The organism is Novosphingobium sp. BL-52-GroH, from assembly GCF_044813085.1.
Classification (GTDB): domain Bacteria; phylum Pseudomonadota; class Alphaproteobacteria; order Sphingomonadales; family Sphingomonadaceae; genus Novosphingobium.
The window spans coordinates 2,581,787-2,601,280 of sequence record NZ_CP171152.1; the positions used below are offsets into that span (position 1 = coordinate 2,581,787).

General features: G+C 68.8%; 14 protein-coding genes. 5 read left to right on the forward strand and 9 right to left on the reverse strand.

The window, feature by feature from the left end:
• Positions 1-16: 16 nt before the first annotated feature.
• From ACFFDA_RS25080 to ACFFDA_RS25090, 3 genes are read right to left on the reverse strand one after another with little or no spacing between them, the layout of a single operon-like run.
• Positions 17-568 (reverse strand): ureidoglycolate lyase, encoded by a 552-nt coding sequence (locus ACFFDA_RS25080; RefSeq protein WP_404479983.1) that lies wholly within the window; start codon positions 566-568, stop codon positions 17-19.
• A 1-nt stretch (position 569) separates the two neighbouring features.
• On the reverse strand, positions 570-2,153 hold the full coding sequence (locus ACFFDA_RS25085; protein ID WP_404479984.1) for a GMC family oxidoreductase: 1,584 nt from the start codon (positions 2,151-2,153) through the stop codon (positions 570-572).
• A gap of 6 nt (positions 2,154-2,159) precedes the next feature.
• The gene (locus ACFFDA_RS25090) at positions 2,160-3,749 is read right to left on the reverse strand and encodes an FAD-binding oxidoreductase (RefSeq protein WP_404479985.1); all 1,590 of its coding nucleotides are present in this window, start codon (positions 3,747-3,749) and stop codon (positions 2,160-2,162) included.
• Between the two features lie 226 nt (positions 3,750-3,975).
• On the opposite strand from ACFFDA_RS25090, the gene ACFFDA_RS25095 reads away from it, so the two are divergent.
• The 3 genes from ACFFDA_RS25095 to ACFFDA_RS25105 are packed head-to-tail and all read left to right on the forward strand — an operon-like array spanning position 3,976 to position 5,887.
• Positions 3,976-4,320, forward strand: a complete 345-nt coding sequence (locus ACFFDA_RS25095; protein WP_404479986.1) for a hypothetical protein — start codon at positions 3,976-3,978, stop codon at positions 4,318-4,320.
• A gap of 2 nt (positions 4,321-4,322) precedes the next feature.
• Positions 4,323-4,748, forward strand: coding sequence for a heme-binding protein (locus ACFFDA_RS25100; protein WP_404479987.1), 426 nt, complete (start codon positions 4,323-4,325; stop codon positions 4,746-4,748).
• 26 nt (positions 4,749-4,774) lie between these two features.
• Positions 4,775-5,887 (forward strand): class I SAM-dependent methyltransferase, encoded by a 1,113-nt coding sequence (locus tag ACFFDA_RS25105; RefSeq protein WP_404479988.1) that lies wholly within the window; start codon positions 4,775-4,777, stop codon positions 5,885-5,887.
• Between the two features lie 79 nt (positions 5,888-5,966).
• On the opposite strand, the gene ACFFDA_RS25110 is transcribed toward ACFFDA_RS25105, so the two are convergent.
• From ACFFDA_RS25110 to ACFFDA_RS25120, 3 genes are read right to left on the reverse strand one after another with little or no spacing between them, the layout of a single operon-like run.
• Positions 5,967-6,860, reverse strand: coding sequence for an alpha/beta hydrolase (locus ACFFDA_RS25110; RefSeq protein ID WP_404479989.1), 894 nt, complete (start codon positions 6,858-6,860; stop codon positions 5,967-5,969).
• The gene (locus tag ACFFDA_RS25115) at positions 6,857-8,101 is read right to left on the reverse strand and encodes an FAD-dependent monooxygenase (RefSeq protein WP_404479990.1); all 1,245 of its coding nucleotides are present in this window, start codon (positions 8,099-8,101) and stop codon (positions 6,857-6,859) included. Before ACFFDA_RS25115 ends, ACFFDA_RS25110 begins: the two co-directional genes overlap by 4 nt.
• Positions 8,098-9,633 carry an aldehyde dehydrogenase family protein gene (locus tag ACFFDA_RS25120; RefSeq protein ID WP_404479991.1) on the reverse strand — a complete coding sequence of 512 codons (1,536 nt, stop codon included), beginning with the start codon at positions 9,631-9,633 and terminating at the stop codon, positions 8,098-8,100. Before ACFFDA_RS25120 ends, ACFFDA_RS25115 begins: the two co-directional genes overlap by 4 nt.
• A gap of 467 nt (positions 9,634-10,100) precedes the next feature.
• Between ACFFDA_RS25120 and ACFFDA_RS25125 the strand changes: the two genes are divergently transcribed.
• Positions 10,101-12,584, forward strand: coding sequence for a TonB-dependent receptor (locus tag ACFFDA_RS25125; RefSeq protein ID WP_404479992.1), 2,484 nt, complete (start codon positions 10,101-10,103; stop codon positions 12,582-12,584).
• Between the two features lie 196 nt (positions 12,585-12,780).
• Positions 12,781-14,361, forward strand: a complete 1,581-nt coding sequence (locus tag ACFFDA_RS25130) for a tannase/feruloyl esterase family alpha/beta hydrolase (protein ID WP_404479993.1) — start codon at positions 12,781-12,783, stop codon at positions 14,359-14,361.
• A 129-nt stretch (positions 14,362-14,490) separates the two neighbouring features.
• Here the strand turns inward: ACFFDA_RS25130 and ACFFDA_RS25135 are convergent, their stop codons facing one another.
• The 3 genes from ACFFDA_RS25135 to ACFFDA_RS25145 form a co-directional block, all read right to left on the reverse strand.
• Positions 14,491-15,498 (reverse strand): NAD-dependent epimerase/dehydratase family protein, encoded by a 1,008-nt coding sequence (locus ACFFDA_RS25135; RefSeq protein WP_404479994.1) that lies wholly within the window; start codon positions 15,496-15,498, stop codon positions 14,491-14,493.
• Positions 15,499-15,684: 186 nt separating this feature from the next.
• Positions 15,685-16,617, reverse strand: a complete 933-nt coding sequence (locus ACFFDA_RS25140; RefSeq protein WP_404479995.1) for an autotransporter domain-containing protein — start codon at positions 16,615-16,617, stop codon at positions 15,685-15,687.
• Between the two features lie 5 nt (positions 16,618-16,622).
• Positions 16,623-18,794, reverse strand: a complete 2,172-nt coding sequence (locus tag ACFFDA_RS25145) for an ATP-binding protein (RefSeq protein WP_404479996.1) — start codon at positions 18,792-18,794, stop codon at positions 16,623-16,625.
• Positions 18,795-19,494: the final 700 nt, after the last annotated feature.

Genomic DNA, 19,494 nt, shown 5'->3' on the forward strand with positions numbered 1-19,494 from the left:
GGCTGGTCTTTCGCGCTCAGATCGGGGTGGAGAGATGGACGTGAACCTGCGCGCGCGGGGCGATTTCGCGGCGCTGGAGATCGGGCCCGTCGGCGTCCATCGGGTATTCGGGAGCGGAGGCGAGGTTGACGTGCGCCTCTTCGCGCAGGACCACCGCGAAGCGGGTGGCGTCCTCGACGGGGTAGGGAAAATCGTGCCAGACGCCTTTGTCGAGGACGATTCCGGCGTCGGTGAACAGGAAGGCACGCAAGGTTGCCGGGTCGGGCATCGCGCCATCGCCGCCCGGGCCCAGCACCATCACGAAGGGCCGGCCGTTGAACGGCACGAAGACTTGCGTGTGCTCGAAATGGCGCTCCATCAGCCGGCACTGGACCGGGAAGGTGCGGGCATCGAGCGTGCACAGCAGCATCTCGCCGCCTTCGCCGATCTCGACGGGGAACGAGCCCTCGATCCGCGCGCCGGGCCAGCTTGCATAGACGGGGACGCCGGGTCCGCTGCCCAGGTAGCGGCCGAAAGGCGCGACGGCCTCGGGAGTCGCCGGTTCGACGACGATGTCGACCTGTCGCATGTCAGGCGGCCCTTTCGAGGATGAGCGCCGCCGCCTTCTCGGCCACGGCGATGACGGGGGCGTTGGTGTTGCCGCTCGTCACGTTGGGGAAGATGGAGGCGTCGCATATGCGCAGCCCGTCGATGCCGTGGACGCGCACCTGCGAATCCACGACGTCGTCGGGGCCGGGCCCCATGCGGCAGGTGCTGGTGGGATGCCAGTTGAGCCCGGCCGTGCGGCGGATGAACGCGGTCCAGTCCTCGTCGCTTTCGGTCTGCGGCGAGGGGTAGGCGATGCGGCCGGCGAAGGTGGCGGCGGGGCCGTCCTCGAGTATGCGACGGGCGAGGCGGCAGCCGCGGATCAGTGCCGCAAGGTCCTCCGGGTCGGACAGCAGCGGGATGGCGATCTTCGGCCGGGCGAAAGGGTCGGCGTTCGCCAGCGAGACCTTGCCGCGGGCATTGGGCGCGCAGAGGCTGACCACGGCGGTGACGCCATCGTGGTTGTCGGCGGGATCGTCGTGGAAGGCGAAGGCCATGATCTGTATCTGCACGTCGGCGCTGGCAAGGCCCGGGCGGGTCTTGACGAAGGCCTGGTAGTGGTTGGCGGGGCTGGCCGCCGGGCCGCTCCGGTCGACCAGCCAGCGCAGGCCGTTGCGCAGTTTGCCCAGGCCCATGCGCTCGGTGTTGTAGGTGGCGACGGCGAGGTCGGCCGAGACCTTGACGTTGACGTGCTCGTTGAGGTTGGCGCCGACGCCGGGCAGGTCGTGGACGACGTCCACGCCGACCGCTTCGAGGTCGCGCGCCGGCCCGATCCCCGAGCGCAGCAGGAGCGCCGGCGATCCGATCGCGCCGAGCGAGACGATCACTTCCAGGCCTGCCCCGACCTGCACCAGGCGTCCGCGATGGCGGTATTCCACGCCCGTGCAGCGGCCCTGCGCGACGATCAGGCGGGATACCTGCGCTCCGGTCCGCAGGGTGACGCCGCCCTTGCGCAGCGCCGGAGCGAGGTAGGCGCGTGCGGTGCTGTGGCGCCAGCCGCCGCGCTGGGTCGCCTGGGTCGGGCCGACGCCCTCGTCGATGCCCACGCCGTAGTCGGCGACCGCAGGCACGCCATGGGCGACGAGCGCCTCCATCGCGGCGGTGCAGGCCGGGTGGCGTTCCTCGAACGGGCGGGTCGACACGGGACCATCGTCGCCGCGCAGGGGATGGGGCTGGCCGGTCCAGCTCTCCATCCGGCGGAACCAGGGCTGCATGTCGTCCCAGCCCCAGCCCGGATTGCCGGCCTCGACCCATCGCTCGTAGTCGGCCGGGAGGCCGCGCCCGTAGACCATGCCGTTGATCGAGGACGAGCCCCCGGTCACCCGCCCGGCCATCCAGTCGAGCCGGCGCCCGCCGAGCGTCGGGTCGGGCTCGCCCATGTAGTGCCAGTTGCGGCGGGTCCCCATCAGCAGGCTGCCGAGCAGGCCCGGTATCTGGATCGTCGGCGACCAGTCGCGGCCGCCGGCCTCCAGCAGCAGCACGCGGTGCCGGCCGCTCTCGGCGAGCCGGGCGGCCAGCGTCGCTCCCGCACTCCCGGCGCCGCAGACGATGTAGTCGAAGGTCTCCATGCGCCCCTACTTCCGCGTCAGGCCCAGCGAGCCGGGGTTGACCCGGTACTGGGGATCGACGGCGGCCTTCACGGCATGGACCAGTTCGGCGACGCGCGGTTCCAGTTCCGGCAGGTACTGGTACGACTTTCCGATCTGGACGTGTACCGCGCCGTTGGCCTTCATCACCTGCTTGAGCTTCTCGCGAAGCTGCATCACGTAACGCGTCGCTTCGGGGCGTTCGTCGTAGTCCGCCAGCGCTTCCAGGTCGCTGCGCTGTTCGATGCGGTTGTGCAGGTAGTGCTCCTCGTCCTGCCAGTAGAGCAGCGGCTCGATGCACAGGGCGGTGCGGCCCACCGCGAAGAACACGGTGCCGGAAGTGACGCCGTGCCGCTCCATCGCCTCGCGCTCTTCCTCGAACACCGCGCGGATGGCGCGCAGCGCTCCTTGCGCGCGGCTGTGGGGATAGAGGCTGTTGACCGGCAGGTTGCGCAGCGTCGAGCGCCGCTCGGGCACGTTGAAGGGCGTGAACGGCGTGCCGCGCGTCGCCCTGGGGACGGACGGGGCGAGTTCCTCGCCACCATGCCGGATCGCGATGGCGCGGACCTGCTTGAGGCGGTTCGCCGCGCCCGCGGCGCTCAGGTCGTCCATCATGACCTGGACGATGTGCGTGGCCGGCCGGAACACCTTCTTGCCGTTGACCGCGATCCGCAGGCAAGCCGAGAGGCCGTCGACCAGCCCGGCGCTGGCGCGGAACACGCCCCACAGGAACCGCAGGTCCTGGCGCGTCCCGGTGGTCGCCTCGCTCATCACCTTCACGAAGTGCGGGTCCCAGGCATAAGCCTCGCCCGCCAGACCGGCGCGGGCGATGTCGGACAGCGCGGCGATGGTGGCCTGGCCGTCGGGGAAGGCGAAGCTGCCGTAGGCCTGGCTCGCCGGCGCCTGGATCAGCTTGAGCGTGGCGACGGTCTTGAAGCCCATGGCGCCGGTATCGGCGAGGAACAGCCCGGTCAGGTCCGGGCCGAAGAAGCGATAGAACGGCGTGCGGCCCTTGGCGGCATCCGACCCGGTGTGGATCACCTGGCCATCGGCGAGGACGACTTCGAGGCTCAGCACCGATTCGGCCGTCGTCCCGTGCTCGGTCGAGCCGAGGAAGAACGAGCCCTGCGACAGCGCGCCGCCCACCGTCGCGTGGTAGCCCGACATCGGGCCGAAGTAGGGCGTGCGAAGGCGCCGCGCCTTGAGCGTTTCGTACAGCGCCTGCCAGGTGCAGCCGGCGCCGACGCGGACGTACATGTCCTCCTCGTTGATCTCGACGATCTCGTCGAAGCCGCGCATGTCGACGACGACCGTGTCCGGCGTCGTCGGCGTATAGCCGCCGGTATAGGAGAAGCCGCCCCCGCGCGGGACGACGGCCAGGTTCTCCGCGGCGCACAGGCGCAGGACCTGCGAGAGCTGGTCCGTCGAGCCGGGCCGCACCACGGCGAGCGCGGTGGCCCCGCGCGAGGCGATGTCGGTCGAATAGAACGTCCGCTCGGCCAGGTCCTCGACCACGTTCTCGGGGCCGACGATGCTTGCCAGTCGGGCGGTCATGCTTTCGGTCGTGGCGGACGCCATGTGGTTCCCGGTCCTGTCTGTCGCTTCGCCAGTCTGGATGGTCCGGGCGGGATGGCGACGGAAGCTCACGGCAGGGGGGCAACCGAAATGCGGGTGAGGTCCCGGCCGTGCCCGAACGGGGCGGCTTTCGGGCGACCACATTTCGGTTGCAGCTTCGTCCGCCGCTGGTCGGCGGGCAGGGGGCGCATAGTCTGCGTTCCATTGCATTTCACGAGGAGCGACGAGCGTGTCCGACATGGCAGACCCCAAGGCGACAAGGCCCCGGCCCCGGCTGGCGCGGGGACAGGCGCGACCGACGTTCCTGTCGCCCGATCTCGATCGCGTGGTCATCATGGTGACGTCTCTCATGGCGGAAGTCTCGGCCCTGCGCGATCGGCTGGATACGCACGAGGCGCTGGCCGAGAATGGCGAGGTGGCGACGCGCGCCGCGGTGGAGGGCTTCGAGCTGGACGGCGACCGTCAGGCCGCGCGCGAGGCCCGCCGCGATGCGATGCTAAACCGCATGCTGCGCGTGCTGGTCGAGGAGCGCGACGGCGACAGCGCCAACGACCCCCTTCAGGCCGCGGTGTGACGATGGCCTCGATCCCCCTCAAGGTAGCGACAGAGATCGCCGCGATCGCCTATGCCGAGGGCGAGAAGCGCGGCGTGGTCAACATGTCGGTGGTCGTGACCGATGCGGGCGGCCACATCCGGCTGGCCATGCGGGCCGATCGCCAGGGTATCTTCGGCGTCGAGACCGCACAGGCCAAATGCACTGCCGCGCTCGGCTTCAACCGGCCCTCGCTGCACCTTGCCAAGGTGTTCGACAACGCGGCGGCGGTCGCCGGCCTGCAGGGGGCGGTGAACGGCAAGTTCCTGCCGCTGGGCGGTGCCGTCGTCGTGCTCGACCAGGACGACGACATCGTCGGTGCCGCGGGCGTCTCGGGCGGGCTACCCGAAGCCGACGAGGAAATCATCGTCGCCGCCGTCGAAGCCGTGGGCCTGAAGGTCCTGCGCTGATTTCACGCTTACCAGGAGTCCAGGACATGTTTCAGGATCGCCACGAAATTCTCCCCGAAGCCTCGCACGACGAATTCGCGCGCCAGGCCTTCATCGCCACCATGCGCCGCCGCTTCACCACCGACCTGTGGCCCGGCACGCGCAAGGTCTACGCCGAGAAGCTGCTCCCCGCCTTCGAGGCCCGGCACGGGCGCGAACCCAAGGACACGCGCGAGGTCTACGACCTGCTCAACGAGACGTTCTACTTCCGGGGCACCAACCTGTTCGGCCGCGCCGCGCAGGAAATGATCTGGGACGAGGTGGGCGAAAGCATCGAGCGCCAGCTCGACGACATGATCGAGGCCGCCCGCCCCCGCGCGGACGACAAGGGCACCGTCAGGACCAACCCCGACCTCGCGATCCCGCGCTACATCGATGCGGTCGACATCCACGCCATGCCTGGCAACTTCCACACCGAGATCCGCCCCGACGACGTCTACGCCGGCGCGCTCTACGACCGCGGCGTCTACGTCTTCGCGTTCGGCGGCCTCGGCGTCCAGAACGAGGGCCTCGGCCAGACCGGGGCGGCCTTCGCCAGCGAGCGCTTCCCCGACCTCAAGCCCCGCCGCATCCTCGATATCGGCTGCGGTCCGGGCTTCACCACGCTGCCGTGGAAGGACATCTACCCCGACGCCGAAGTGCACGGCGTCGACATCGGCGCCCCGCAGGTCCGCTACGCCCACCGCCGCGCGGAATCGCTGGGCTACGAGGTCCATTTCAGCCAGCAGGACGCCGCCGCCATGGATTTCGAGGACGGCTATTTCGACATCGTCTGCTCGTTGCTGGTGACCCACGAGATGCCCGCGCCGCACATCCGCGCGATGTACAAGGAATGCCACCGCGTACTGGCGAAGGGCGGGGTCACCATCCACGACGGCGGCTACCCGCCCCCTGCCTCGCCGTTCGAGGTCGTCATGAGCAGCTGGTTCAACGACAATGCGAACGAGCCGTTCTCCACAGGCTTTCGCCGCCTCGACATGAACGAGGCGCTCATCGATGCCGGGTTCCCGGCGGAGAACCTGTTCACCGGGCGCAAGGAGCCGGTTTACCTCAAGGGCCACCTGCCGCCGGCCAGCTTCATCGGTGCCATCAGGGACTGAAACGACCTGCAAGGGAACACAAAGAAAGGGGGCGAAGCGGCGATGCTTCGCCCCCTTTCTTTTTTGGGTTCCGCCTCCCTCAGGCCACTTCGGCGATCGCCGGCACCTCGACGTCGCCCAGTTCGAGGAACGTCACGATCGCGCGGTGGAACAGGCGGCGGGTTCCCTGCAGGTGGCCGTAGTCGCTGCTGCGGGGGACGATGACGAACTGCTTGTCCTCGCAAGGCAGCATCTCGAAGAAGTCCTGCCGCGTGTACTTGCCGCGCATGTAGGGCGCGCGGGCGGCGGCATGCCCGTAGAGCAGCAGCGTCGGCATCGCGATCTGCGCCGGCTCCACCGCGACGGTCGCCCCCAGCGCATTTTCCATGCGGATGCCGTTGGGCGCGCGGGGCGATACCTTCTCGACCATTTCGGCGAAGATGCGGTGGCCTTCGGGCTCGGTGTACTCCGGTTCGAGGCGCTTGAGGTAGTCGGCCGTGCGGTTGGCCCACCACAAGTCCTCGGGGCCGGGCACCGGCAGGACCGGCGCGTTGCCGCCGAGCGCCGGGTCCATCAGGACCAGGCGGGCGACCTGCTCGGGATGGCGCGCCGCATAGTGCCCGGCGATCCGCCCGCCCCACGACCAGCCCAGCAGGTGGAAGGACGGCCAGCCCTGGTCCCCGAGCCATGCCACCACCGCGTCGAGGTCGCGGATCGCCGCCTCGGTGTCGTAGGCGAGCGGGTCCGCGGGCGCCGCCGACAGGCCGTAGCCGCTGAGCGAGAAGGTCACCGCGCCCATGCCGGCGGCGACGATGGCGTCCATCGTCGAATAGTCGCTGCCGCCCGGATAGCCGAAGTCGAACGCCAGTTGCCCGGTGATGTTGGAGGCGTGGACCAGCAGGACGACGTGCCGGGGGGCATTTTCCAGTCCTTTCGTGCGCATGGAGATCGGGCCGTTGGGGCCGGGAATGAAGAAATCGTGGGCCTGGCTCATGCGCTGAACTCCGCTTCGAGGGGGAGGGTTACCGGGTCGTAGGCCTGGATCGTGGGGTCCTGCGCCGGGGCCGATCCGGGGTCGTAGGTATCGGGATCGCGTGCCTGCGAGAGTTCGCCCTGCACGCGCGACAGCTCGGCGATGCGGGCGACGCGCGGGCGCCGGATCGCTTCGTAGAGGTCCAGCCCGTCCGCGTCGGGCGAGGCTTCGAGCGCACGGGCGAGGATCATCGAATCCTCGATCGCCATTGCCGCGCCGAGGCCCAGGAACGGCAGCATCGGATGCGCGGCATCGCCCAGCAGCGTGGTCCGGCCGCGCCGCCAGCCCGGCAGCTCCGGCCGGTCGAACAGTGCCCACTTGATGAGGTGGTCGGACGGCGCGGCGGCCATCAGGCCGGTCACGTCGGGATGCCAGCCTTCATAGAGCGCCACCAGGTCCGCGATGTCGGCGGGGGTCGACCAGCCCTCCTGCGTCCAGCCGTCGCTCCGGGTGATGCCCACGCAGTTGACGAGGTCGCCGCCGCGCAGGGTATAGCGGTTGAACACCCGGCCCGGGCCGAGAAACACGGCGGCGCGCCCGGCCTCGCCGAGGAAGGGCGCGGCGATCGCTCCCGGCACCATGAAGCGATAGGCGACCTGCCCGGTGAAGCGCGGGGCTTCCTCTCCCCACAAGTGGCCGCGCACGACCGAGCGCACGCCGTCGGCGCCGATCACGAGGTCGGCCTGCGCCTCGCCGCCGTCCGCGAAGCGCAGTTGCACCGGGGAGCCGGTGTCGCTCATGCCGGCGAGGCGCTTGCCCAGCACGAGCGCATCGGGCGCGACTTCGCGCAGCCGCCGGACCAGGAGCGCGTGCAGGTCGGCGCGGTGGATGTGGATGCCGCCGGCCGGCTTTTCGGCGCTCCAGCGGCCGTCGGTGAGGTCGGGCCTCCCCGCGAGGGTGGCGCCGGTGCGATAGTGCAGGAAGGTCATCGAATGGGTAAGGCTGGCGGTCGCCCTGATCCGCTCCATCAGGCCCAGCTCCTCGAACACCGCCTGGGCACTGCGGCTTACGGTTAGCCCCGCGCCCACTTCGCCCAGCCTTGCAGCCTGTTCGAAGACGGTGACGGCAAAGCCGCGCTGCGCCAGCGCGATGGCCGCCGTCAGGCCGCCGAGCCCGGCGCCGACCACGGCGATGGTAGGTTTGGGGGTAGGTTTGGGGGTAGGTTTGGGGGTCGGCTTGAGGTCGGGTTTCGTGGAAGTCACCGGCGTTCTCCCAGATTGATGCTGATCGCCTTGGTCTTGAGGTAGGGGTCGAGCCCCTCGCGGCCGAACTCGCGGCCCCAGCCGGATTCGCGATTGCCGCCGAACGGGGTTTCCGGGCTGACCGCGGCGTGGACGTTGATGCCCACTTGGCCGCTGTCCACCCGGCGCGCCACGCGCAAGGCGCGCTGGATGTCGCGGGTCCATACCGAGCCCGAGAGGCCGTAGCTCGTCGAGTTGACGTCGCGCAGCATCGCCTCCTCGTCGGTGAAGCGGATGGCGCAGACGACCGGGCCGAAGATCTCCTCCTGCGCGATGCGCATGTCGGCCCGCGCCTCGGCGAAGACGACCGGGGCGACGAAATGGCCCGGGCCGGACCATGCGGCCGGCGCATTGGCGATCCGTGCGCCTTCCTGCTGGCCGAGCGCGATGTAGCCTTCGACCCGCTCGCGCTGGCGGGCGGAGATCAGCGCGCCGAGCTGGGTGCCGGGAGCGAGCGCGTCGCCGAGCACGAGGTCGTCGGCGAAGGTGCCGATCCGGGCGACCACTTCGTCGTAGACCGCATCGTGGATGAACAGGCGGGTGCCGGCCATGCAGGCCTGCCCGCTGCCGACGAAGCAGGCCATGGCGCTGGCCGGCACGAGCTGGTCGAGGTCGGCATCGGGAAACACGATGATCGGCGACTTGCCGCCGAGTTCCAGCGTCACTTTCTTGAGATTGCCGAGCGCGGCCTGGACGATCCGGCGCCCGACGGCGGTGGAGCCGGTGAAGGTGATCTTGTCGATCCCGGGATGGGCGGCGATCGCCGCGCCGGTTTCGTGGCCCAGCCCGTGGAGCAGGTTGAAAGTCCCGGGAGGTGCGCCGGCCTCGAGCAGCAGGCGGGCGAAGAACTCGCCGGTGAGCGGGGCCAGCTCGGCCGTCTTCATGACCACGGTACAGCCCGCCGCCAGCGCCGGGCCCAGCTTGAGCGCCATCATCCCCGCCGGCGCGTTCCACGGCACGATGGCGCCGACCACGCCGATCGGCTCGCGCAAGGTGGAGACCATGAAGTCGAGCGCCGCCCGCGAGCCGCCCGGGCTGGGCAGGAAGCTTTCGCCGGCGATCTTGGTCGCCCAGCCGGCATAGTAGCGCATGAGCCCAGCGCCGAGCATGGTGATGACCGCCTTGCACGAGTCGAGCGGTTGCCCCCCGTCCAGCGCCATGACTTCCGCCATGAGCGGGGCGTTGTCCTCCAGCAACTGTGCGAAGCGCATCATCACGGCGGCGCGGTCGGCGCCGCTCATGCGTCCCCATGGCCCGTCGAGCGCGGCCCTGGCCGCCCGCACGGCATCGTCGACGTCATCCGCCGACGCGGCGTCGACATGGGTGAGGGTGGTCTCCCGGCAAGGGTTCTCGACCGCGATCGGTGCGGCGCGCCCTTCGCGAAAGCCGTCTCCGATCAGAAGCCGGTGCGGTGCGGACAGGAATTGCAGCGCGGCGGGCGAAGGTGCGGGTTGAGATGGGGCCGGTTGCGATAGGTTGGATCGGGCAGACATGTCGTTCCCTTGATGCTCTGGGCCGCAGAATAAGTGGAAGCGCGATGGCGTCGGACGGCCATTGTGGGGCGATAACCGAAATGCGAACGTCCGCCGCGAGTATCGTCCACAATGCGGTTGCGCGCATTTAAGCTTGGAATTGCAGGAAGTCCGAGGGAGATCCCCACAACGGGGACGATCCTTAAACGCGAATCACGGTTCGAATTGCGTTCAAGTCATAGCTCAATGTAAATTTGAAACTTCCATGTTCTGGATGTCTTAGGAACAATCCAGACATCATTTCGATGAAATAATATTTTCGAGATTAATTCTCGAGACGGAAAAGTATTGTCGATCTGGTTTGAAAATACATGTTCAGGGACATGACTTCAAAACATCAATTGAATGATTGAAGTCATAGTATGAAGGGAAATGGGTTCATGGAATACAATCCTTCAAGGATGGCGCGCAGATGCCTGGCAGGTCTGTTGGTCGGGTCTTCGCTTGCCGCCGCAGCGCCTGCCTGGGCGCAGGCGGAACCGGACACTTCGGCGCAGGGGCCCGAAATCACCGTCGTCACCACCCGCAACCGCGTCGAGCGCCTGCAGGACGTCCCGCTCACGGTCTCGGCCATCACCGGGGAACAGCTCGCCAAGGAAGGCATCCGCGACCTCAAGGACATCGCCGACAAGGTCCCGGGCCTCATCATCAACGGCGGCGGCAGCGAATACCTGACGCGCCCCTCGATCCGCGGATTGCCCTCGATCGGCACCGAGCCCACGGTGGCCACGTTCTATGACGGCGCCTATCTCTACAACCCGTCGGCCACCAACGTCATGCTGCTCGACATGGACCGCGTCGAAGTGGTCAAGGGCCCGGTCAACTCGCTCTATGGTCGTTCGGCCTATGCCGGTGCGATCAACTACATCTCGGCCGTCCCCACCGACAAGTTCGAAGGCCGCCTGACCGCCGGCGCCGGCAACGACGGGCAGTGGAAGGCGCAAGGCGTCGTCAACATTCCGATCGTCCCCGACGTCCTCATGGTCCGCGCCTCGGCCGGCATCGAGAACTACGACGGCGGCTGGAAGGACAGCGAGAACGGCCTCAAGCAGGGCGGCTTCCAGAAGCGTGCCGGCCAGCTCAGCGTGCTGTGGAACGTCTCCGACGCGGTCACCGCATCGGGCCGGATCTACTACGCGAACGACAAGTTCGACATGAACCCGGTGGGCTTCATGGACCCCAACTGCGGCTCGATGGTCAGCAGCTTTTCGCCCTTCACGCACCTGAGCTACACCTGCGGCAAGTACCAGGGCCGCGATCTTGAAGTCCTGCCCGAAAGCCAGGCCGACGGGGTCTACGGCAACCACCGCAAGATGTTGTCGAGCTTCTTCAAGCTCAACATCGACACCGGCTTCGGCGACGTGACGGCGACGACCACCTACACCAACGTCAAGCAGAGCCGCTTCCAGGACTTCGTCGGACGGCGCGACGGCCTGCCTTTCGGTCTCGTCACTCTGGCGGACGCGGCGACGTACAACGTGTTCAACAACTCTGCGAGCCCGCTGTTCGCCGGCAAGGCGCCGATCGCCGGGACCATCAACCTGCCGGTGTTCTTCGGCAACGTGCAGAACGACATGGATATCGCGCAGGAAGTGCGGTTCCAGTCCAAGGCCGACAAGCCGGTGCGGATCAGCGCGGGCATCTACGCCGCGTACTTGCGTGACTACCAGGAAACGATCGCCGGCATCGACGGCAGCTCGATCCCCGACGGCTACACGATCACCGGCAACGCCACGACCTGCCTGCTCTTCGTGTGCGACCGCACGTTCCTGACCGACGGCGTGGGCGTGTCCGACGCGGCGACGATCGGGCGCGTCACCTCGACTATCTGGTCGGGCTTCGCAGGCGTCGAGTTCGATCCCTTCGCCGGGCTCACCGTCTCGCTCGACGGGCGCTACACGTCCGACCGGCGCGATCTCGACACCATCCAGTCGAACTCGGCCTTCACCATCAACGACGTGCTCGGCGACGTGACCTACACCTACCGCCCGGCCGTCTCGACGCTGAATCCGACCGGCGCCCCGGTGCACAAGGAGTTCAACTACTTCTCGGGCCGCGGCTCGATCCGCTACAAGATCGACGCCGACCGCATGGTCTACGCCACCGTCGCCAATGGCGTGAAGGTGGGCGGCTTCAACGCCCGCGCCACCCACTCCGACGAACAGGCCTACGGCAACGAGAAGAACATGACCTACGAGGTCGGCTTCAAGAGCTCGTTCCTCAACAACATGCTGCAGTTCAATCTTGCCGGTTACTACATCAAGATCAAGGACATCCAGCAGAACGGTCCGTCGAGCTACGCCGACACTGCCGGCCTCATCACCACCAATGTCGGCGGCGCCACCTCCAAGGGCTTCGAGGCGGAGGCCACCGTCCGTCCGGCGCACTGGCTCACGCTCACCGGCGGGCTGGGCTATGCCGATGCCAGCTTCGACGGCGGCACGTACGACTACTCGTTCGCCGCGACCTGCGTTTCGATCGGGGCGACCTACTGCGACCAGTCGCGGGTCGTCTCGGTGTCCTCGCCGCAGGGCAACCGGACGGCCTACAGCCTCAAGGGACTGCAGATCCCCGGCGCCTCGAAGTGGACGGTCAGCCTGGGCGGCGACATCGACGTGCCGGTCTCGGACGAGGTCTCGCTGTTCGCCGGGGCCAACTACCGGCACCAGTCCAAGCAGTACACCGGCACCCAGAACATCGTGTGGTGGGGCGGTCTCGACCGCGTCGATGCCCGGTTGGGCGTCGCCTACGGCAACATGCGGGTCACTGCCTATGTCGACAACCTGACCAACAACAAGACGCCGGACAACGTCGGCCTGAGCAGCAACATCAACGACCTGAACTACATCTACCAGTACGCTGCCCTGCCGTTCCTGCGGCGCTTCGGGGTGACGGCGGAATACAAGTTCTGACCCTGAAGGAAGGCGCGGGCGCTCCCAGCCATCCCGCGCCTTCCGCCAGCGGCCATGCGAGGCTACGGTCCCGCATGGCCGTTTTGCCGTTCCTTCGCGAACGTACCGGACCTGTCATCGAGGACCCGCACGCATGCCCCCATCAAGACCCTCCCCGGACAGCGCACCCCGTCGGGCATTGGACGCGCTATTGATAGTGCTGGCCTTGGTCGCCAGCCTGTTCGCCATGCCGGCCGCTGCGGCGACGACCGCGGGTGACGCGCCGCCGCGCACCTCGCTGACGCAGAAGGGCTGCCTCGGCCTGGCCGCGCGCGATTACTACGACGCGGGCTTCTTCCCCGATTTCGGCGACCTTGCCGACGCCCCCACGCAAGTCACCAGCGCGACCGTGGCGGCCGCGCGCCCGGGCATTCCCGCCTACTGCGCCGTCGAGGGCTACATCGCCCCGCAGATCGGCTTCCACTTGCGCCTGCCGATGCAGGGCTGGAACGGCAAGTTCTTCCAGCAGGGCTGCGGCGGCATGTGCGGCACCGTGTTCATGGGCGAGGGCTGCAACGCCGCCGTCGGCAAGGGCTATGCCTGCATCGTCACCGACATGGGCCACAAGGGCACCCAGGTCGATACCAAGTGGGCCATCGGCAATCCCCAGGCCCTGATCGACTTCGCCTGGCGCGCGACGCACCTCGCCACCGTCGCCGGCAAGGCGATCACCACGTTCGCCTATGGCGGCAAGCCCGCCAAGGCCTACTTCAACGGCTGTTCCACCGGCGGCCGCCAGGCCTTCACCGAACTCCAGAAGTTTCCCGAGGACTACGACGGCATCATCGCAAACGCGCCGGCCAGCGGCATGGACGCAGGCCTGCAATTGCTGTGGAGCGTGAACGCGAACTACCGCGCCGACGGCTCGCAAATCCTGAGCTTCGCCGACATCGACCTGCTTTCCGCCGCCGTGATGAAGAGCTGCGACGGCATCGACGGGCTCGTCGACGGTGTCATCAACGACCCGCGCATTTGCCGCTTCGATGTCGCCTCGCTGGGCCTGAGCGCCGAGAAGACCGCCGCGATCCGCAAGATCTACCAAGGCCCGCGCGACAGCACCGGCCGCCAGTGGACGGAAGGGGCCGAGTTCGGCACCGAGTTGCGCTGGAAGGGCGAATACGTCGGCAACGACCAGGGCCCGCCGCACTACGAGGCGTTCATGCGCGACTGGTTCCGTCGCATCGGCTTCGCCTCCGATCCCGGCAAGGACTGGAAGATCGCCGATTTCGACTGGGACCGCGATCCCCCGCGCGTGCGCAACGCCGAGGCGCTGCTGGGCGTGTGGAACCCCGACATCTCGAACTTCACCGGGCGCGGCGGCAAGCTGCTGCTGATCCAGGGCTGGGCGGACGACGTCGTCATGCCCGGTCCGATGATCCGCTACTATGCCAAGCTGGCGACGCTGGCCGGCGGCCTCGACAAGGCGAAGGACTATGCGCGGCTGTTCATGGTGCCGGGCTCCTTCCACTGCTGGCGCGGACCGGGCGCCGACGCCATCGACGTGATCGACGCGATGGAGAAATGGGCCGAGCAGGGCCAGGCCCCCGAAAAGCTGATCGGCTATCACCCCAGGACGCCGTCGCCCACGCCGATCTACCTGATGCCGCTCAAGCCGGAAGAGGTCGGGTTCAGTCGTCCCTACTACCCCTGGCCTGCATCGACGCGGTACTCGGGGAAGGGCTCTCCCGACGAGGCGGGCAGCTTCGTGCCGTTCACGCCGAAGGAACTTCGCCGCTGAGGTACTCCACTTTCGTTCGCATCGAGCGAAAGTGGGGTGTTTCCGATAGACGCACTCTCGTCCTTGCGAGCCCGGCGAATGCTTCGCTGCGCTCGCAAGGACGAATCGAGGTTGCGAAGGCCCCTTCCGTCACAAGCCGGTGTAGCTGCGGAACCAGTCGGCGAAGCGCGGGACGCCGGTTTCGATGGGCGTGCTCGGCGCATAGCCGGTGTCGCGGGTGAGGGCAGTGATGTCGGCGTAAGTCGCGGGGACGTCGCCCGGCTGCATCGGCAGCAGGTTGCGGGTCGCCTTGCGGCCCAGCGCGTCCTCCAGCACTTCGATCAGGCGCAGCAGGTGCTCCGAGCGGTTGTTGCCGATATTGTAGAGCGCGTGCGGCTTGACGCTGCCGCCGGCCTTGGCCGCGCCGTCGTCGGCGGGGGGGCGGTCGAGGCAGGCGAGGACGCCGCCGACGATGTCGTCGACGTAGGTGAAGTCGCGGTGCATCTCGCCGTGGTTGTAGACGTCGATCGGGCGGTCGGTGAGGATGCGTTCGGCAAACTTCCACATCGCCATGTCGGGCCGTCCCCAGGGACCGTAGACGGTGAAGAACCTGAGGCCGGTCAAGGGGATGCGGAACAGGTGGGCGTATGTCTCGCTCATCAGTTCGTCAGCCTTCTTGGTGGCGGCGTAGAGCGAGACGGGGTGGTCGGCGCGGTCTTCCACGGCGAAGGGCAGCTTGGCATTGCCGCCGTAGACCGAACTGGAACTGGCATAGACCATGTGGGCGATGCCGCGAGCGCGGGCCAGTTCGAGCATGTTGACGTGGCCGGCCAGGTTCGAGGCGACGTAGGCGCCCGGGTTCTCCAGCGAATAGCGCACGCCGGCCTGCGCGCCCAGGTGCACGATCGTCTCGAAGCGGAACGGCGCGAGCGTTTCGGACAGCGCGGCGGCATCGGAAAAGTCCAGGCGGCGGAACTCGAACCGGTCGCCGTGGTTCGCCGCCAGCCGGTCCAGCCGCGCCTGCTTCAGCGAGACCGGGTAATAGTCGTTGAGGCTGTCGATCCCCACCACCGCCTGGCCGCGTGCCAGCAGCGCCTCGGACACCGCCGCGCCGATGAAGCCGGCCGCGCCCGTCACCAGTACCGTCGTTTGCTTCATGTCGTTCAACCTGCCGCCCTTGCGTTTCACGTTCGTTGCGGGTGCGGCCCTAGAGCGTCCTGGAGCCGGCTGGAACAGCCGGCGGCTGGCAGAACGCGGCAAACAAAAGACATCTAGGGCGTCATCCGATCCAATCGGACGAAGCCCTAGCGCAAAAAGGTGGACCAGATGATAATTCGCGGCGCGTCAGAAAGACTTGCGCAGCGTTGCTCCGGCCGAAGTGACGTTGCCGGCCTGGACCCCGAAGCTGCGGGTCGCGAAGAGGTCGAGGTAGAGGCCGCTGCCCAGCTTCATGCTGGCGGCGGCGCCGGCTTCGAACCAGCCGTCGGCGTAGTGCTTGCTGTCGAGGCTGAAGGCTGCGCTCTCGTCCTGCGACCGGCGCAGGCGCAGTGCCGAGACGCCGTTGCTGGTCCAGTTTCGCGAGATCGACAGGCCCGCATAGTGGATGCCCGAGGGCCCGAACGCATGGTCGACGCGCATGGTGGCATTGGCGGACCAGGTCGGCTCGCCGGTCTCGAGGTCGGTCAGGCCCGAATCGGTCGGCGCCGGACGCAGCAGGCGTCCGTTGGCGAAGGAGGCGGCGACGGTCGGCGTCAGGTAGAAGTTCCCTCCCAGCGGCACGACGCGCCCGAAATCGCCACCGATCGCGTAGTAGTCGCTGCCCTTGGCGCCGGTGCTGGAGCGGCTGCCGGACGTCGTGGAGATGCGGCCGTAGTCCTGGCGGCCGTAGCTCGCCCAGCCGTCGACCACCCAGTTGTCGAAGTTACCGCCCGCGCCCACGGTGCCCACGTAGTAGTCCGAGGGCAGCGCCACGTCGGCCTGCAGCAGCGTGCCGTGATAGCGCATCAGGGTGCCGCGCAAGTAGCCGCGACCGATGCGCCGGCTCAGGCTCAGCGATTGCCAGCTGCCGTCCGGGCCATCGTCGCGGGCACTGATCCCGCCCGAGACGGCCACGGTCCAGAGGGGTTCGGCGGGCGGCGTCGGCGTGGCGACGTCGATGGCGTCGCCATCGCTGGCGGCGGTGACGGCATCGGATGGCGCGGGTTCGCCGTCCTGCGCGAAGGCGGGGAGCGGTGCGGCCACGAGCAGCAGGGCGAGCGCCCTTGCGGGGACGATCATGGAGGTCAGGCGGCCCGGCCGAGCGAGGGGCGCAGCGCCGGGTCGAAAGCCGCGGGCACGGCGACGCGGGCGACGAAGCCGTCCTGGGCATGGGCGAAGGAGACGTCGCCGCCATGGGCGCGGGCGATCGAGCGGCACACCGCCAGGCCCAGCCCGCTACCCTTGCGGCCGGACTTGCGCGCGGCCTCGCTGCGATAGAACGGCTCGAAGGCGCGGTCGAACTCGTCCTCGGGAATGCCGGGGCCGGCATCGACGATCTCGGCCACGGCCTCGTCCCCGCTCAGCGAGACGCGCACCTTGGCGCTTTCGCCGTACTTAACCGCGTTCTCCAGCAGGTTGCCGAGCAGCCGGCGGATGCCGACCGCGTCGACGTCGACCGGGATATTGGCATTGCGCTCGATCACCACCTTGGCGCCCACCAGTTGCGCGTCGGCGACGCTGCCGGCGATCAGCTCGGCGAAGTCGATGCGCTCGCGCGGCCCGGGGGTGGAGGCGTCGCGAATGAAGGCGATGACTTGCGAGATCATCGCTTCCATCTCGGTCACTTCGCGCAGCAGGCCCTCGCGCTGGTCGTCGGGCACGTCCTCGATACGGAAGCGCAGGCGAGTGAGGGGGGTGCGCAAATCGTGGCTGATCGCGCCGACCATGGCGGTGCGGTCGTCGACGAAGGCGCGCAGGCGGTTGCGCATCTGGTTGAAGGCATTGGCAGCGCGGCCGATCTCGGCCGGGCCCGACAGCGGCAGGATCGTCGCCGAAGGGTCGCGGCCGAGCTGCTCGGCGGCCTGGGCGAAGTCGCGCAGGGGCAGGACGATGCGGCGCACGAACAGCCAGGCGAGCGGGCTGACGATCGCCAGCGAGAGCGCGAACCACAGCATCACCCGCTTCTGCCAGGCGTTGGGGAACGGCTCGGCCTTGGGCGCGACCGCCAGCCAGGTGCCGTCGGGCTGGCGCGCGGCGGCCACGAAGTCGCCCTCGATGAACGGCGGCGAGGCGAGGTCGAACAGCGAATCGCGCACCCGGCGGAACGGGATCGGCTGCGACGAGGCGGTAACCTGGGGGACGGCGTCGGCGATGCGCGGCGCGGCGGGCGCCGGCACCGAGGCCGATGCCGCTGCGGCGGGCAGCGACAGCGGCGCTGCGCTCGCCACGGGTTGCGGCGCGGCGGCGCTGCGGATCGCAACCGGGGCGCCGCGCGCCGGGATTTCCGGCTCGGCGGTGCGCGGGGACAGGATCTGGACCGGCGCGGTCATCGCCGGGACGGAAGGGCCGACGTTCATGCCGGGGCCCATCATTCCCCCGGGACCCGCGCCGCCACGGCCGATCCCGCCCTGGCCGAATTCCCCGCTGACGGCGCCGGGCCCTACGGGATTGCCGCGAGCTGCGGTTCCGGTGCCCGATCCCGGCTGCGTGGCGGTTCCGCCGGGCCCCGTGCCGCCGGCCCCTGTACCACCGGGTTGAGCTTGCGCCGGGCCCGCCGGGCCGCGCGGGTTGCCGCCGGGCTGGCCGTTCGCCGCGCCGCCGATGCCGCCCTGGGGGAGACCCGGCCGGGGCATCGAGGAGCCGGGCATCGAGGAGCCGGGCATCGAACCGGGCTGGGACGGGCGCGGGGTGGAGCCGCCGGGCATGCCGCCGCCACCGGGCATCCCGCCGCCCGGCATCCGGCCGCCGGGAAAACCGCCGCCCGGCATGCCGCCGGGGCCCGGGGCGCCACCGGCGGGAGGTCCGCCGGGGATCGCCTGGGCCTGCGCCTCCTCCACGAACAGCGAGGCGAGCCGGCTGGACCCCTTCACTTCCACCGCAAGCGGCGAATGCGTTTCGCTGGGGACGGCGACGCCGCCGACGGGAAGCTGGGTGTAGAAGGCGAGCACGACGTCCTGCGCGGGGCGGCCGAGGCGCCGGGCCAGCGCATCGCGCGAGGATTCGGAAACCAGCCAGCCCTGTCCGCGCACGTCGGGCGGCCCGCCCATCGCCTTGCGCTCCAGCCGCTCGGGCGTGGCGGAGCCGGTGAGTGCGGCGGCGACCTCGTCCATGTTCCAGCGCGCGGTCGGGCGCGGCGGCAGCAGCACGGTCAGCGCCAGCGTCACCGCCTGCGCGGCCAGCAGCACGCACACGAGGATGGCGACCATCTGCATGGCCAGCGGCATGCCGAGCCGGCGCGGAAGGCTGGGAAGGTTCATGACCGATGCTGTGCCACGGGAAGGCGGCAAATTCGAGATGAACATGGCAGCCGGCGCGGGCAATCGCCGTAAGGCCGGGCAAGTTGCGGAGCAGGGACAGGAGAGAGGGACACTTCCCTCCTGTCCCCGCTCCGCGTTCCCCCCTTCGGCCGTGACGGTCGACGGGAGGAACGGTCACCTCGGACCATCCCGCGCCCATGCCTGAAAAAGGCAAGGACCGGGGTAGAATTTCTTTCGCCGGGACTGCCCGCAAGGGCATTCCACTGGACGGCTGTTCGCCGCCGATGCGGCAAGTAGCGCGCAATTGTTTCAATTCGCGGACTTTGTCCATCGAATACTTGTGGTTTAACCGAAATTGCGCGGCCGGCATTCCCGGAGGCAGTTCCGGGACCGTCGCCGAGCAGGGCGGGTGCGACTACAGAACCTGCTCGGACGACGATCCCGGCACCGTCGGGCCTCCTGGCGGGGAGGCCCTGGACGGTGGCCGTTGACACGATCGGTTCCCGGTCCACGAGAATGGGCGCGGGGGGCGCTTGCAAGCTCGCGGAACAGGCTGCCCGATACGTGTCGTGGCTAGCTCGACTGTCCATGGCCGTTTTTCTGGGCGAGGCAGGTTGCGCGGGAATTTCACCGCTTTGCACGGACATTTCAGGGCTGTCGCAAGCTGTATCGGGCTTTGAAATCCTCAGGGAACATGCTC